The following is a 16872-nucleotide window of genomic DNA, read 5'->3' as shown; positions in this document are numbered from 1 at the left end:
GAACACCAAGAAAAACATACGAAAATCTTTCATATTTATCTTTTCCACACCAGTTACCAACAGGAAAAACATCTGATAACCAACGGAATAACATAGTTATCAACACATATGTGGATAACTTTTCTATGAGAAGTGAATAAGTGTGGAAAAGTTTAGAGCATAAAAAAGACATCAACTAAAAAGTTGATGTCTCTCATCTTGTAGCGGGAGGGGGCCACGATCCCTCGACCTCCGGATTATGAATCCGACGCTCTAACCAGCTGAGCTATCCCGCCATCCAAGCAATTGATTTCTCATTTGCGGGTGCAAAGGTAATACATTTATTTGAATTGAACAAATTTTTCGGCAGAAATTTTCAAAAAAAGTTTCATTTTCTCTTTTTCCTCACATTTCAGCCCCTCTTTCACCTAATTACATATATAAAAAAAACGAAAAATAAAGGTTTTCTTATTTTTTTGTATTACCTTTGCACGCTGAATAACAGACCTGCTATTATTTTAAATAAAAAAAGGTCTGAAACAACAGAATATTGAAATGCTTAGAATTAAGAAATTAGACATATTTATTGCCAAGCAGTTTGGTCTCCTTTTCATGGGAACTTTCTTCATCTGCCAGTTTGTGCTGATGATGCAGTTCTTGTGGAGATATATTGATGAACTCATCGGTAAGGGACTCACGATGGACGTGATGGCTCAATTCTTCTGGTACATGGGCCTGATGCTCGTACCGCAGGCCCTGCCATTGGCTATTCTCCTGTCTTCACTCATGACGTTCGGTAATCTCGGCGAGAGTTCGGAACTTACAGCCATCAAGGCTGCCGGCATTTCACTGATGCAAGCTTTCCGCTCACTCATTGTCATCACCGTCATCATCATGTTTGGCTCATTCTATTTTCAGAACAATGTGGGACCTAAGTCGAACATGAAACTGGCACAACTTCTGATTTCCATGAAACAGAAAAGCCCGGAGCTGGAAATTCCGGAAGGAATCTTCTATGATGGTATTCCAAACTGCAACCTTTATGTGCAGAAGAAGGATTTGAAAACCGGAAAGCTTTACGGCATCATGATTTACCGCATGACCGACAGCTATGAAGATGCCGCCATCATATTGGCAGATTCTGGCATGCTCCAGAGTACAGCAGAAAAGAAGCATCTTGTTCTGAGTCTCTACAGTGGAGAATGGTTTGAGAACATGCAAAGCAGTGCACTTGCCAATACTGCTGCCGTACCATACAGACGAGAGACTTTCGTTTCCAAAAAAATCATTCTCGACTTTGATGGAGACTTCAGTATGACCGATGCAGCTTCGCTTTCAGGAAATGCAAAGGGTAAAAGTCTGGAGAAAATCAACCACGACATCGATTCGCTCAACCAATTATATGATTCAATCGGAAGAATTTACCTGAACGAAGCCAACGCGAGATTCTATGGAGGTGCACAGCGCATCAACAAGAAGGACTCTCTCAAAGAAATCAAGAAGGGCGAAAAACTCATTTTCGACACCTTATATAATAAGTTGCCACAGGACAAGAAGCTCATGGCGGTAAACCAGGCACAGTCTACCGTACAACAGGAGCTTTCTGACCTTGATTTCAAATCGATGTCAACGAGCGATGCAGACTACATGATAAGACAGCACAAGATTGAGGCTATCAACAAGTTCACCTTAGCCCTTTCGTGTCTCATATTCTTCTTTATCGGAGCGCCATTAGGAGCCATCATCCGAAAAGGAGGACTGGGTTTCCCTGTCGTCATCTCCGTACTTGTGTTCATCGTCTTCTTTATCCTCGACAATACAGGATACAGAATGTCAAGAAGTGGCATGTGGGCCATCTGGTTCGGTAAAGGTCTTGCACCGGCAGTATTGACGCCTTTGGCTATCTTCGTAACCTACAAGGCAACCAATGACTCTTCCGTATTCAATATGGATGTTTACAAAGAGTTCTTCATGAAACTGCTCGGTTTACGACAGAAACGCCATTACTTCGGCAAGGAAGTCATCATCACCGACCCGGACTATCAGGCGGATGCAGAGAAACTGGAAAGAATAAACCAAGACATCACCTTATATAATAAGGAACACAAACTGGTTCATCTTCCAAACGTCATCAATGTATTCTTCAAATACGAGCCTGACCATGAGATAGAAAGAATCAATGCAGAATTGGAAGAGGTAATAGAAGATTTGACCAACACCGCCAACAAGTATATCCTGCACGACATGAACCAATATCCGGTTCTTTCTGTCAAGGCACATACACGCCCATTCGAGCGGAAATGGCTCAACATCATTGCAGCCATCATTTTCCCAGTGGGCACACTACTATATTTGAGAATGTGGCGATTCCGACTGCGCTTGTTCCGTGACCTCAAGGTCATCAGTCAGACCAATACGGACATCCTCCATCGGATTAAAGAACAGAAAAAGTAAAATGTAACTATATAATAAGGTATCAAAATGTCAGAAATCAAATTAAATAGCATCGAAGATGCTGTAAAAGACTTCAAGGAAGGAAAGTTCGTCATTGTTGTAGATGATGAAGACCGCGAAAACGAAGGCGACCTCATCATTGCCGCAGAGAAGATAGACGCAGAAAAAGTAAACTTCATGCTGAAACACGCAAGAGGTGTACTCTGCGCCCCTATCACCCTGAGCCGCTGCGATGAACTCGACTTGCCTCATCAGGTTTCAGAGAACACCTCAGTATTGGGTACACCATTCACCATAACCGTAGATAAACTGGAAGGCTGCTCTACCGGTGTTTCTGCACACGACCGTGCCGAAACTATCAAAGCACTTGCCGACCCGAATTCTACCCCGCAGACTTTTGGCAGACCGGGTCACATCAATCCGCTCTACGCACAAGATAACGGTGTGTTAAGAAGAAGCGGACACACAGAAGCTGCCATCGATCTTTGTAAAATGGCAGGCCTCTATCCAGCAGGCGCACTTATGGAAATCATGAATGAAGACGGCACCATGGCACGTCTGCCAGAACTGATGAAGATGGCACAGGAATGGAACCTCAAGGTTATTTCTATCAAAGACATGATAGAATACCGACTCAAGAAAGAATCACTCATCGAAGTGGGCGAAGAGGTTGACATGCCTACAGAATACGGCCACTTCCGCCTCATTCCGTTCCGCCAGTCTAGCAATGGTCTGGAGCACATGGCACTCATCAAGGGAGAATGGAAAGAAGACGAGCCTATCCTAGTCCGTGTTCACTCTTCTTGCGCTACTGGCGACATTCTGGGCAGCAAGCGTTGTGACTGCGGCCAGCAGCTCCACAAGGCCATGCAAATGATAGACGAGGCAGGAAAGGGAGTTGTTATCTACATGCAGCAGGAAGGACGCGGCATCGGTCTGATGAACAAGATTGCAGCCTACAAGCTTCAGGAAGAAGGCTACGATACCGTTGACGCCAATACTCATCTCGGTTTCAAGCCAGACGAGCGCGACTATGGTTGCGGTGCACAGATGCTCCGTCATCTTGGTGTACACAAAATGCGTCTGCTCACCAACAATCCGGTAAAGCGCGTAGGTCTCGAAGCATACGGTTTGGAAATCGTAGAAAATGTACCTATCGAAGTTGTGCCAAACAAGTACAATGAGCGTTATCTCAAGACCAAGAGAGACCGCATGGGGCACACTTTGCACCTCGGATAATAAAATTATGTTATTATTTCAATATAAAACGTGAAATAATGCTCAATTTTCTTCCGAAAAAGAAATAATTTGCTTACTTTTGCACACGATAAACAAATATAAGAATAAAATTATGGCACAATTATCTGATCGTTTAAACAGATTGGCACCTTCAGCAACGCTGGCGATGTCACAGAAGAGTAGTGAAATGAAAGCTCAAGGTATTGATGTAATCAACATGAGCGTAGGTGAACCAGACTTCAACACTCCTGACAATATTAAACAGGCAGCAAAGAAGGCTATTGACGAGAACTATTCCCGTTATTCACCAGTACCAGGTTATCCTGACTTGCGAAAAGCAATTGTAGCCAAATTAAAGAACGAGAATGGTTTGGAGTACACTACCAATGAAGTAATCGTTGGTACAGGTGGTAAGCAGTGCGTCTGCAACGCAGTATTGGCACTCGTAAATCCAGGCGACGAGGTTATCATTCCTGCACCATATTGGGTAAGCTACCCGCAGATGGTGAAATTGGCAGGAGGTACTCCGATCATTGTGAATGCCGGTTTCGACCAGGACTTTAAGATGACAGCAGAGCAGTTGGAGAATGCCATCACAGAAAAGACCAAGATGCTCATTCTCTGTTCACCAAGCAACCCTACCGGTAGCGTATACTCTAAGGAAGAACTGGCTGCACTGGCAGAAGTACTCAAGAAGCATCCTGAAGTATTTGTGTTGGCAGATGAAATCTACGAACACATCAATTATATCGGCAAGCACCACAGCATTGCTCAGGAACCGGGCATGAAGGAGCAGGTTATCATTGCCAATGGTGTATCTAAGGCTTACGCCATGACAGGATGGAGAATCGGTTTCCTGGCTGGTCCGGAATGGATCATCAAGGGCTGCAACAAGCTCCAGGGACAGTATACCAGCGGTACATGTTCTGTCAGCCAGAAGGCAGCAGAAGCAGCCTACACACTCGACCAGAGTGCAGTAGAGGAAATGCGCGTAGCTTTCGAGCGCCGACGCAACCTGATTGTAAAGTTGGCTAAAGAGGTTCCAGGCCTTGAGGTAAACATGCCACAGGGTGCCTTCTATCTCTTCCCTAAGTGCAACAGCTACTTTGGCAAGAGCAATGGTGAGAAGACCATCAACAATTCAACCGACTTTGCCATGTACCTTCTCGAGGAAGCACATGTAGCCACCGTAGGTGGTGACGCATTCGGTGATCCAGACTGTTTCCGCATGAGCTATGCAACAAGCGACGAGAACATCGTTGAAGCTATCAAGCGCATCAAGGAAGCTTTGGGCAAGTTGAAATAAAAATGGCTTAAACACCATTTTCAAGGGGCAAAATGTAAGAAAAATGCGAGATATTGGTATAAAATAAGCCAATATCTCGTTAAAACTTCTTAATTAGGCTGATAGTAAACTTTAATTTATTATCTTTGCCAATGCAAAATAGATAACCCAACTGTGTTTATTGACAAACGACACATTCAAGGTCTACGAAGCGAGAAAGAAAAAAAAGAAAATATTAATAATTTATTAACTAATAATTTAAAAAAAAGTAAAATTATGGCAACTACAAAACAAGCAGCCCCAGCTAAGAAGTCTGAGGGCTTTCAGGGAGTAAGAGGCGCATTCTGGATCATCGTGGTATGTGCTATCATCGCATTCACATTGTTCTTCACATGGTTCGGAAATGACATGCACTTCCAGGATCCAGGTGTACAGGATCACCCAGCAGACATTTGGGGTACTATCTACAAAGGTGGTGTAATCGTACCAGTTATCCACACATTGTTGCTCACAGTGTTGGCTATGACAATCGAGCGTTGGTTGGCTCTTAAGACCGCTACAGGTACAGGTGCTCTTCCTAAGTTCGTTGCAAACATCAAGGCAGCTTTGAACGCTAATGATTTCGCTAAGGCTGAGCAGCTCTGCAACAAGCAGCGCGGTACAGTAGCTAACGTTGTTATGGCTTCTTTGAACGCTTACAAGTCTATGGAGTCTGGTGCTAACGCATCTTTGAAGAAGGCTCAGAAGGTAGCTAAGATCCAGCAGGCTCACGAGGAGGCAACTCAGTTGGAGATGCCAACTTTGACAATGAACTTGCCTATCATCGCTACAATCGTAACACTTGGTACTTTGACAGGTCTTCTCGGTACTGTAACCGGTATGATCAAGTCATTCCAGGCCATGGGTGAAGGTGGTGGCGCTGACTCAGCAGCACTTTCTGTAGGTATTTCTGAGGCGTTGATCAACACCGCATTCGGTATCTTGACATCATGGTGTGCCGTTGTATCTTACAACACATTCACCAACAAGGTAGATAAGTTGACATACGCACTCGACGAGGTAGGTTACTCAATTGCTCAGACATACGAAGCTAACCACGCAGAAGAGGCTTAATTTTTGCTAACCCTTTAAAATTTTATCGCTATGGGTAAAGTAAAAATTAAGAAGAGTGACATCTGGATCGACATGACGCCTATGTCAGACGTTATGACCCTGCTGCTTACCTTCTTCATGCTCACCTCTACTTTCGTAAAGAATGAGCCAGTTAAGGTAAATACTCCAGGTTCTGTGTCTGAGATTAAGGTGCCAGAGAACGGTGTCTTGACCATCTTGGTTAGTCCTGAAAAGGACAAGGCTGGTAATCCTACCGGCGAGGGCCAAGTATTTATGAGTATTGATAATACTGATCAGTTGGGAGCTACACTGAGCACAATGACAGGAGCATTCGGCGTGTCATTGAACCCAAAACAGATTGAGACATTCAAGAGCGAGGGTTTGTTCGGCGTACCTATGGGCGACTTGAGTACTTATCTGACAATGAACGCTTCTAAGCGTCCACAGTATCTCCAGACTAAAGGTATTCCTCTCGACAGTATTAAGGGCGGTATGAGCGAGTTCCAGCAGTGGGTTGACGCAGCTCGTAACGTAAACGAAGACATCAAGATTGCCCTCAAGGCAGATGCTTCTACACCTTACAAGACCGTTAAGAGAGTGATGAACGAACTCCAGGATATGGACGAGAGTCATTACTATATGATTACACAGTTAAAACAACAGGGGGACGAATAAATGGCAAAGAAAGAAAGCAAACAAAAGAAAATGAATGTCCGCGTAGACTTTACGCCTATGGTGGATATGCTCATGCTGCTTATCACGTTCTTCATGCTGTGTACATCATTGAGCAAACCTCAGACTATGGAGCTGACTATGCCAAGTAATGATGAGAATACTCAAGAAAATCAGAAGAACGAAGCTAAGGCTTCTGAAACTGTGACACTCTACGTAACAGCAGACAACAAGATTTATTATGGTGCTGGTATTCCTAAGTACGATGATCCAACATGGATCAAGGAGACTACATGGGGAAGCCAGGGCATCCGTAAGGTCTTGAGAGAGCACGCTACAGAAAACGGCACACGCCCTGTAGAAAGAATCGCACTTGCTGTCAAGGAGTTGAACATGGACCGTCAGAAGAATCCTAAGCAGTATCCTGATAGCATCTATCAGAAGAAGTTGAGCGATTTGAAGGCTGGTAACTTGAAGGACGGAAAGATTCCTACTCTTACTATCGTCATCAAGCCTACAGATAATGCTTCATATAAGAATATGGTTGATGCACTCGATGAAATGCAGATTTTGAACATTGGTACGTATGTCATCGATAAGATTAACGGAGACGATGAGAAGCTTCTCAAGTCTAGAAACGTTAAGATGTAAGATGTGTACTAACAATTAAAACAAGAAAGAAATGGCAAAAATTGATCTTTACGATCCTAAATGGGTCGATATGGTTTTCGCCGGAAAGAACAAGGAGTATGGTGCATACCAGCTCCGTAAGGGTACTTCTGGCCGAAATATCAAGGCTCTGCTTATCTTGGTCATTGCTGCAGCTCTCGTGGGTGGTTTTTTAGCTTGGAAGGTTATTGAACAGAAACAGGCTGAAGAGCAGCAAGCATATATGGAAGCTATGGAGTTGGCTAAACTCCAGCAGCAGGCTAAGAAGGAAGAAAAGAAGAAGGAGCCAGTGAAGCCTAAGGTTGAAATGAAAAAGGAGATTCCTGTGGCTCGCGAAACTCAGAAGTTTACCGCACCTGTCATTAAGAAGGATGAACTCGTAAAAGAGGAAAACCAGGTTAAGCAGATGGATAAACTGGATGACAAAGTTGCAGTCGGTACTGAAAACAAGGAAGGTGTGAAGGACCGTACAGTTGAAGCTGTAAGAAATGATATTGCAGTGGCAGCTCCACCTCCACCACCAGCACCAAAACCTGAGGTTGCTACTAAGGTCTTCGACGTCGTAGAGGAGATGCCTTCATTCCCTGGTGGACAAGGCGCCCTGATGTCTTATCTTGCAAGCAACATCAAGTATCCTGTCGTTGCACAGGAGAATGGTGTACAGGGTCGTGTTATCGTATCATTCGTGGTAGAACGTGATGGTTCTATCTCTGATGTTAGGGTAGCTCGTTCCGTAGACCCTTCACTTGACCGTGAAGCACAGCGTGTCGTTAAGAGCATGCCTAGGTGGAAACCAGGTAAGCAAAACGGTTCTGCTGTACGTGTTAAGTATACTGTACCAGTTGTATTTAGATTGCAGTAATAGAATGAAAAGAACATCTTATATTTTTTTAGGTATAGGATTAACAGTACTATCAATGGCTTTCTTCTCGTCATGTGGCGAGAAGAAAGCCAAAGATGGTAGAACTGATACTCCTACTTCAGGCACAATTGAATTTGTGGCTGACGAGAGTTTGAGTCCTATCATTGACGAAGAAAGAAGTCAGTTTGAGTATGAGTTCCCAAAAGCTAAACTCAAGCCGAAGTATACAGATGAAGTCACCGGACTTCAGATGATTAAAGATTTCAAAACAGCGCTTTTATTCACTACACGTAATTTGAAAGATAGTGAAATAGCCTACTTGAAGTCTAAAAGCAATGTAATTCCTTCTGTTTTCCCTATCGGTTACGATGGATTGGCATTTATTGTAAACAAGCAGAATAATGATACTTGTATTACGGTAAAAGATATCAAACGTATCCTTACAGGTAAGGCAACTAAATGGAGTGATATTGTGAAAGGTTCAAAGAGAGGCAACATCGAAGTCATTTTCGACAATACCCGCTCTGCAACAACCAATTATGTAGTAGACTCTGTACTGCACGGAGCTAAAATGGGTGCAAAAATCATGGCCGCAAAAACTAGTAAAGAGGTTATCGACTATGTGGATCAGAACCCAGGCTCAATCGGTGTTATCGGATCTAACTGGTTGAATGACCGCAGAGATTCCACAAACACTACCTTCAAAAAGAATATTCATGTAATGTCGGTTTCTATCAAGGACAAGGCTACTCCAATGAATAGCTGGAAACCTTATCAGGCATACTTGCTTGATGGTAGATATCCGTTCGTTAGAACATTATACGCTATTGTAGTTGACCCTCACAAGGCATTGCCTTGGAGCTTCGCAAACTACATTTCAGGACCAAGAGGTCAGCTCATCCTGTTCAAAACCGGTTTACTTCCATACAGAGGTGACATCACAATAAAGACCGTTAATGTAAAACGCTAAGAAAGAGACGCATATAAAAAAGTAGAATTATGAAAGCAATTAAATATTTAGTAGCAGGTTTGCTCGTCATGGGTTTGGCAGCACCTGCAATGGCACAGGATGTCAACTATAAGGACATGCTGAAACCTATAGAGACTACATTAAAGGCTGGTAATGCAGATCCTAAGGCTTTTGCCAAGGAAATCAAGGAATACCAGAAGGAGTTCAAAAAGGATCCTAAGGCATTGGTAGCTTTGGGCAACCTTCTTGCTATGAACAAGAACTATGATCAGGCTAACGCTGTTGCTGATGCTGTCATCGCTAAGTTCAAGAACTATGGTGACGCTTACATTCTGAAAGGCGACATTTATGCAATGCAGGACAATGGTGGTGAGGCAGCTACATGGTATGGTCAGTGTATGACAATGGATCCTAAGAATCCTCAGGGATACATCAGCTATTCTAACGTTTACCGTAAGATTGACCCACAGGCTAGTGCGGAAGCTTTGAACAAGCTGAGAGAAATCAACCCTAACTACCCTATCGAGGCAGAAGCAGGACACAACTTCTTCAGCGCTGGCAACTACGAGAAGGCTTATGAGTATTTCTCAAAGGCTAAGCCAAACACACTTGAAGAGTATGCTCAGTACGAATATGCATTCACAGCTTATATCGTTGGTAAGAAGGAAGAAAGTTTGAGCCTTTGCGAAAGTGGTATCCAGAAGTTCCCTAAAGATGCAGCTATGCAGGTTTTGGCTATGCGCGCTGCTGTTGACGTAAAGAACTTTGAATCTGCTCTCCAGCATGCAAACATCGTAATGAATACCGATTCTATCAAGAAGAATGCTAGTATCGTTGCTTATTATGGTTTGGCTTTGGCTGGCAACAAGCAGTATAATGAGGCTATTGCTCAGTACCAGAAGGCATTGGAGATGAAGGCTGACGACCCTAAGCCATTGCAGTATATCTCTGAGGCTTACAAGGAGTTGGGCGATGAAGACAAGGCATTGGAGTACAACCAGCAGTACATGGATAAGAATCCAAATGCTGCTCCTACAGACTTCATGAAGCTTGCTGAAATCTATATAAACAAGGCTAAGAAAGATCCAGCCAAGAAGGTTGAGAATATCGACAAGGCTATCGGCGTATACGCTAAGTTGGCAGAGAAGTATCCTACATTGAAGCCATTTGCTAAGCTTCAGGAGGGTAACACTGCTTTCCAGAACGAGTTGGACGACAAGGCTATTGCTGCTTATACAGAAGTAATCAATGAGCTGGAAGCAAAGCAGTGTGATGAAGATGAACTCAGCTACCTGAAGACATCTTACCAGTATATGGGCTTCATCTATACCTACGACAAGCAGGACTTCGACACAGCTAAGCCATACTGGGATAAGCTTCTGAAGCTTGATCCACAGAACAAGTTGGCAAACGATGCTTACGAGAAGGCAGGTCTCAAGCCAGGTGAATAAGCATAACATTAACTACAACATATTGGGGATTGCATCAGTCATTGATGCAATCCCTTTTTCGTTTCTATGATTTATACTATGAGTTAAAAAGATAGAAAGATAAACAAATCTATAAACAACGGAAAACGAAAAGAGCGATTCCCAAGGGAACCGCTCTCAATGTTTTATGTAACTAAAAGTATCTACCTTATAGATTAAGGAAGACTGATTGCCTCGTTAGGGCAAACATCAGCACAAGTGCCACACTCTGTGCAGAGGTCTGGGTTGATTGAATACTTATCGCCCTCAGAGATTGCACCTGATGGACACTCATCAATACATGTACCGCAAGCGATACAATCGTCACCAATTACGTATGCCATAATTATTAATGTTTAAATGTTTATAATGTTTTTGTATAATATGCTTTTAATTTGTCTTACTTCATAACATCAGGTATATTACCTAATAATTATGGTGCAAAGATAATAATAATTTCTGAAATACCTACAATTAGGTATAAGAATTTTCAAGAATTAGATTAATTTATACATAATCGAAATAAAACGGAAAGCAATATGAAGAGGAATATTCCGTTATAAATATATGAAACAGAAACTATTGACATTCATCATAAGCCTTGCCATCACAATCCAGGCTGGCGCACAGGAAAGAACGGTAGAAAACCGTCCTTATACCGATTTGCGCCCATTCCACTTCGGTGTATTAGTAGGCACCCACTTCCAGGATATAGAATTCCAGAATGCAGGACCGGTGACTTATCTTGATGCAGACGGCATTGAGCAGCAAAGCTGTGTAACAGTAGACCAGGACAGATGGGATACTGGATTTACAGTAGGTGTACTAGGAGAATTCCGCCTCAACACCCACTTCCAGCTACGCATAGCACCAACCATGTATTTCGGTACCCGACATCTCTCCTTCTACAACATGCTGGAAAAAGATGGAGCCGATAATCCGATCCAACAGAAACAGGAGATGAAGACGGCTTACATTTCCAGTGCCCTCGACCTGATATTTTCAGCACAGAGATTCAACAATCACCGCCCATACATCATGGCAGGAATCAACCCGATGATGAATCTGAACAGCAAGAACGAAGATTATATCAAACTGAAGAAAACAGATCTGTTCCTAGAACTGGGATTGGGGTGTGATTTCTATCTGCCATATTTCAAACTTCGCCCTGAATTGAAATTCATGTATGGAATAACAGATACATACGATAAGAATCACATCAAAAATGTAAAAGACAAGAGTACACTTCCATATACACTATCAGCTAAGTCAGCACATAGCAAGATGATAGCTCTCACATTCTATTTCGAATAATCGAACAATATCATAAAAAAATGAGGCAGACTCCCCACAGCGAGAGTCTGCCTCTTCTATTTTATAAAGAACAGATATCTTTACTCAACAACTTCCCAACCGAAAACACATCCGTTCTTCATGCCGGCATCAGCACCTTGGTAATCTGCAGAATAAGGGCTTCCATCCACAGGATTTTTACCTACATAACGCTGCGTCTTCAGAGAAAGCAGCATGCAGCGGTTATAAAGCATATCCTGCCATACAAACTCCTCTGCCTTGGAAGAGTCGGAAGTCAGACGAACATCACCAGATAAACCAGCACCAGCAATATAAACATATCGTCCGTCAGCTGTCTTCAAAGCAATCTTTCCCTTACCTCTATCCTCTACAACAAACTTCACCTGATTTCTCATGTCCTTTCGATTACTAGAACTATGCATCAACCCATGTCCGGTAGCATCCATTAAACTTCCATCAGCGAGATTAGAGAATCTTATGGTCTTTCCGATAGGCAGATTGGCAGTTCTGTCTGCCATCGGCTCCTCCACCTTGAAATCATCAAAATCAGCCACACCGCCATTCAATTCCTTCTTGTTGAAAGCATAAAGTGCCACACGTACACCCTGAAAGGTCTTCAACTGATAAGGCGAAAGCATCTGCTCACCGATATTCTCCCAGTTCTTACCATCCAGAGAGTAGGAATATTGCAACTGGCTCTTGTCATAATCACCCCAAAGTCGCAACCATACGACCTTACTTTTAGCCAACGGCTTCAACACTTCCTTGTTGGTATTCTGGTCATAACATCTCAAGTTCAACCCCTTATCCGTCTTGACAACGCCCAATGAAGCGTATGGCGTATTGATGGCACCCAAACCAGCCTCATCACCTACCTTCAAGCGGGAAGCATCCAACTTTACAGATGTATAAGATACCGGTCCGATGGCACGCTGCGTCAATGTATTCTTTGCCCAAAGCAGTTGCTTGGCAGGCATGGAATGCAAACGGAGCCATCCTTTTCGTTCCTTATTCAGCGACCACATCTTGTCATTCGGATTATGATTCCATTGCCAAACCGGTTTAAAAGTTTTACCCGAGAAATCATCACATCTGTCGTATGGAGCCTGAGGCGCTTTTACCGCATCATTCGGTTTGAACCAGGTACGAGGCGAGCGTCCCAGGTTCTTCTCCAGTCCGAAGTAAGGCCAGCCGTCAACCCAAGTGATAGGCGACAAGCACACCGTTCTTCCCACAGCATTGAAGTCCTGCATCGAAACGCCCCACCATTTCCCGTCAGGAGCCTGCACGATGCCGCCCTGATGAATGGTAGCACAGCCCAGGTTCAGACCATTAGGCTTGTTGTTCTGGAAATTGAAACCATCTTCCGGCAAAGGCCGACCGATTCCCATGTTACCTACACTCCATCCTGCAGCATAACCATACGATTCGCGCTCGCTAATTACGCAAGTTTCATAAGGTCCCCAAATGCTCTTGCTTCGGGCACACTGCATGCGGCCCATCGGTGAATAATCGGCAGAGAGGATGTAGTACATGCCGTTGATTTTATACACATGATGTCCCTCACCCATCGCATTGCCTTCAGGAATCACCACCTTGCTGCTGCCCTCTACCGGACCGCTCAAATCGGGCTTCAACTCCGTAACGGTCACGTTGCCATACTTGTGCACAGCATAAATCTTGCCATCCTCATCGAAGAGCACAGAGAGGTCGTAGATATCGCCATTAACTTTATGATGCGTCCAAGGCCCCTTGGCACTGTCCGAGATATACACCTGCAAGCCATGTCCGTTGATATTGGAGAAGATATAGAACTTTCCGTTATGATATCGGATGGCAGGCGCCCAGATACCCTGTCCGTAAGCCTCCTTGCTATTGCGGAGATTGAAATCATCAGAATCATCGAATCGGTCGAAACAGTAGGAAGAGAATTCCCAATTTACGAGATCCTTGGAATGGAGAACCACCAGTCCCGGCACACTGTGCATCGTGGTACCCGCCAGATAGTAATCCTCCCCTACTCTGATGATATCAGGGTCAGAAAACTCATCATAAAACAAAGGGTTTGTAAAGGTACCATTACCATTATCAGCCGACCAAGACTTCCCTTTCAAAGTCTGTGTCAGAACATTCTTGGCTGCAGATTTTTTCTGCGCCGCAGCTCCCAAAGAACCGCTCAAAAAAGCGATGCAACAGGTTGCAAATAATAATTTCTTCATTCTCATTGATAGGTCTAAAAGATTATTATAAAAAATATTGCCACAAAAGTACGAATAATTATCCAAACAGAGGTGGACAAAATGATACTTTTATGGCAACAAATGTGATTTTAGGACATTATTTAATCAGATAAGTCTTTCCTGGTTCTGTTTCCAAGTCATATTCATATACGTCAGGAATAGGAACATTCACTCCTTCTGCTATCCGATGCTGTTCCATTACAGGCTTCACTTCTGCAGATGCAAAAAGGATATTTGGACATTTTCCTTCTGCCTTCTTCAGATTCTTCGCCTTCAGCGGAACGTAGGAGCGGAGACGCAGCACGCCCCCGATGGTGGAGCGAATCTTCGCCTTCATCAGTCTGCCATTCTTCCAGTCCATATCCACCACAAAGCCGCCACGGGCACGAAGTCCCTTTACGCTTCCCATGTTCCAGGCATCAGGCAATGCCGGCAAGAGATGCACGGCTCCATCATGACTCTGCAGGAGCATTTCGGCGATACCGGCTGTTACTCCGAAGTTGCCGTCAATTTGGAATGGCGGATGGGCATCGAAGAGATTCGGATAGGTTCTGCCCTCAGGATACTCCTTTACCTGCGCATCAGATGGCAACAGGCGAAGCATATTACTGATGATTCTGAAAGCATGATTGCCATCGAGCATACGTGCCCAGAAGTTCGTTTTCCAACCCAGACTCCAGCCCGTAGCCTGGTCGCCACGATGCTTCAGAGTGGTGGCTGCGGCATGGAACAGTTCCGGATGAGAGAAAGGAGAAATCTGATTGGATGGATACAATCCATAGAGATGCGAAATATGGCGATGTTCATTCTTCGGATCATCCGCATCCACAAGCCACTCCTGCAACTGTCCGTACTTTCCTATCTGCATCGGCGGAATCTGCGAAACCAGCTGCAGCATCTCCTTGCGCTCTGCCTCATCAACTCCCAATATTTCAGAAGCCTTCACGGCACTGGTCAAGGCATCGAAGGCTATCTGGTTATCCATCGTGCAACCTGCCGTTACGGCAGTTCTCTTACCCATAGGTCCCTGTTCCGGACTCACCGACGGCACGGTTACCTTCCATTCAGTGCCTGGCAACTTCTGCATATAGTCGAGATAGAACTCAGCAGCACCCTTTATCACCGGATACCACTGCTTGAGGAAAGCCTTGTCGCCCGTATAGAGATAATGCTGCCAGAGATGGGTGGTGAGCCAGGCTCCGCCATTCGGAAACATGCCCCACTGCGCACCGTCCACCGGACCTGCTATGCGCCAGATATCGGTGTTATGATGTGCCATCCAACCACGACAACCATACATTTCCCTAGCCGTCTGTGCTCCCGTTACGCTCAAATCCTTAATCAGCGAATACAGAGGTTCCGTGGTGTTACCGAGATTCGTTACCTCGGCAGGCCAGTAATTCATCTCCGTATTGATATTGATGGTATATTTACTGTCCCAAGGTGCATTTTTGCTGTCGTTCCAAACGCCCTGCAGGTTTGCCGCCTGTCCACCAGGCTGGGAAGAGGAGATGAGAAGATAGCGACCATAGTTATACATCAGCGCTACCATCGCCATATCCTTGCTGCCCGCAAATTTCTCCAGGCGCTGGTTGGTAGGCAACGAAGCATTGATATCGGTTGGCAAAATGAGGGAAGAAGTAGCGAACTGCTTCTGGTAAGCCTTCACATGGCGTTTCTCCAACTGTGCATAGCTCATCAGTTTCACCTTATTTATATAGTCAGCATTGCGTTGGGCAGCATTGCCCGACACATCGTGATAGTTCACAAAATTAGTGGCAGCACTCACGATAATGGTTGCCTCGGTGCCATCCGTCCTTGCATCTGCCACACATTCGGCAGCAAGAGCTGCCTTGATACCCTCCTGGTCTTGTCCCTTCACCGTCAGTACAACCCCTGCAGGCGTTTTCTGAGTCTGATGTTCAAAAGGCGAATCCAGGGTAACATCGATATTCAGGGCACCCTTTCTGCTCGCCTTGATGTGGCAAACAATGACGCCATCAGCCAGCGAAGCAAAGGTAGTACGGGTATATCTTACGCCATCCATCACGAAAGAAGTCGTGGCAATCGCCCTCTTCAAATCCAAGTCGCGCACAAACTGCTCAGCCTTTCCCCGGTTCTTCATTCTGATATGCAGATTTGCCATCGGCAGGAAGCGCATGCCATGAGGTCCCGGGATGAAAGTCTGGTTGATGAGAGCCGCTGCCTCCTCTTCCCTGCCATTGAAGATGAGTTCCCTCACCTTTGGCAGATTCTCCAGAGATTTCTTGCTATTGTTGTTATGAGGACCGCCACTCCAGAAAGTCTCCTCATTCAACTGGATTGTCTCGTCCGTAGTTCCGCCATATACCATACCTCCCAAATGAGAGTTTCCGATAGGCAGAGCCTCCAGCCACTGCTGGGCAGGGGCATTATACCAAAGTCGAGTACTCTTGTCTGTGCAACTTGTCTTAGCCATCAGCTCTATCGGAAACAATAGTCCTATGACCCAAGCCCTCAAAATCATCTTATTTCTATTCATAAAATCAGCATTGATTAGTTATAAAATACGGCACAAAGATAAGGAAACTTTTTGTTTTTCCATCACTTTGTGCCGACAAAATAAA

The 16872-nt window shown here is 44.5% G+C and carries 13 protein-coding genes and 1 tRNA gene; 10 read left to right on the top strand and 4 right to left on the bottom strand.

Features of this window, described 5'->3' with window-relative positions; genetic code table 11:
* Positions 1–201: 201 nt before the first annotated feature.
* A tRNA-Met gene (locus tag ONT19_RS14555) sits at positions 202–275 on the bottom strand.
* A 259-nt stretch (positions 276–534) separates the two neighbouring features.
* On the opposite strand from ONT19_RS14555, the gene ONT19_RS14550 reads away from it, so the two are divergent.
* From ONT19_RS14550 to ONT19_RS14510, 9 genes are all read left to right on the top strand, one after another.
* Positions 535–2433 carry an LptF/LptG family permease gene (locus tag ONT19_RS14550; RefSeq protein WP_264953176.1) on the top strand — a complete coding sequence of 633 codons (1899 nt, stop codon included), beginning with the start codon at positions 535–537 and terminating at the stop codon, positions 2431–2433.
* 27 nt (positions 2434–2460) lie between these two features.
* The gene (locus ONT19_RS14545; RefSeq protein ID WP_117727165.1) at positions 2461–3672 is read left to right on the top strand and encodes a bifunctional 3,4-dihydroxy-2-butanone-4-phosphate synthase/GTP cyclohydrolase II; all 1212 of its coding nucleotides are present in this window, start codon (positions 2461–2463) and stop codon (positions 3670–3672) included.
* A gap of 112 nt (positions 3673–3784) precedes the next feature.
* Positions 3785–4978 (top strand): pyridoxal phosphate-dependent aminotransferase, encoded by a 1194-nt coding sequence (locus tag ONT19_RS14540; protein WP_117727166.1) that lies wholly within the window; start codon positions 3785–3787, stop codon positions 4976–4978.
* A gap of 255 nt (positions 4979–5233) precedes the next feature.
* Complete coding sequence (locus ONT19_RS14535) at positions 5234–6070, top strand: MotA/TolQ/ExbB proton channel family protein (RefSeq protein ID WP_006849145.1); 837 nt, start codon at positions 5234–5236, stop codon at positions 6068–6070.
* Between the two features lie 30 nt (positions 6071–6100).
* Positions 6101–6745: an ExbD/TolR family protein gene (locus ONT19_RS14530; RefSeq protein ID WP_117586464.1), complete on the top strand. Its 645-nt coding sequence runs from the start codon at positions 6101–6103 to the stop codon at positions 6743–6745.
* Positions 6746–7393 carry an ExbD/TolR family protein gene (locus tag ONT19_RS14525; RefSeq protein WP_144155531.1) on the top strand — a complete coding sequence of 216 codons (648 nt, stop codon included), beginning with the start codon at positions 6746–6748 and terminating at the stop codon, positions 7391–7393.
* Positions 7394–7424: 31 nt separating this feature from the next.
* Positions 7425–8273, top strand: coding sequence for an energy transducer TonB (locus tag ONT19_RS14520; protein WP_117586466.1), 849 nt, complete (start codon positions 7425–7427; stop codon positions 8271–8273).
* A gap of 4 nt (positions 8274–8277) precedes the next feature.
* Positions 8278–9243 carry a PstS family phosphate ABC transporter substrate-binding protein gene (locus tag ONT19_RS14515; protein WP_118064821.1) on the top strand — a complete coding sequence of 322 codons (966 nt, stop codon included), beginning with the start codon at positions 8278–8280 and terminating at the stop codon, positions 9241–9243.
* Between the two features lie 29 nt (positions 9244–9272).
* A complete protein-coding gene (locus tag ONT19_RS14510; RefSeq protein WP_264953175.1) occupies positions 9273–10694 on the top strand; it encodes a tetratricopeptide repeat protein in 1422 nt (473 codons plus the stop codon).
* A gap of 194 nt (positions 10695–10888) precedes the next feature.
* On the opposite strand, the gene ONT19_RS14505 is transcribed toward ONT19_RS14510, so the two are convergent.
* On the bottom strand, positions 10889–11056 hold the full coding sequence (locus tag ONT19_RS14505) for a 4Fe-4S binding protein (RefSeq protein WP_022120089.1): 168 nt from the start codon (positions 11054–11056) through the stop codon (positions 10889–10891).
* A 223-nt stretch (positions 11057–11279) separates the two neighbouring features.
* Between ONT19_RS14505 and ONT19_RS14500 the strand changes: the two genes are divergently transcribed.
* The gene (locus ONT19_RS14500) at positions 11280–12026 is read left to right on the top strand and encodes a porin family protein (RefSeq protein WP_264953174.1); all 747 of its coding nucleotides are present in this window, start codon (positions 11280–11282) and stop codon (positions 12024–12026) included.
* An 80-nt stretch (positions 12027–12106) separates the two neighbouring features.
* Here the strand turns inward: ONT19_RS14500 and ONT19_RS14495 are convergent, their stop codons facing one another.
* Positions 12107–14245 (bottom strand): glycoside hydrolase 43 family protein, encoded by a 2139-nt coding sequence (locus ONT19_RS14495; RefSeq protein ID WP_264953173.1) that lies wholly within the window; start codon positions 14243–14245, stop codon positions 12107–12109.
* A gap of 118 nt (positions 14246–14363) precedes the next feature.
* Positions 14364–16787 carry a glycosyl hydrolase family 95 catalytic domain-containing protein gene (locus ONT19_RS14490; RefSeq protein ID WP_437183509.1) on the bottom strand — a complete coding sequence of 808 codons (2424 nt, stop codon included), beginning with the start codon at positions 16785–16787 and terminating at the stop codon, positions 14364–14366.
* Between the last annotated feature and the right edge of the window lie 85 nt (positions 16788–16872).

The organism is Segatella copri (assembly GCF_026015625.1).
GTDB lineage: Bacteria > Bacteroidota > Bacteroidia > Bacteroidales > Bacteroidaceae > Prevotella > Prevotella copri_H.
This window is presented reverse-complemented; position numbering and strand designations above follow the sequence as displayed.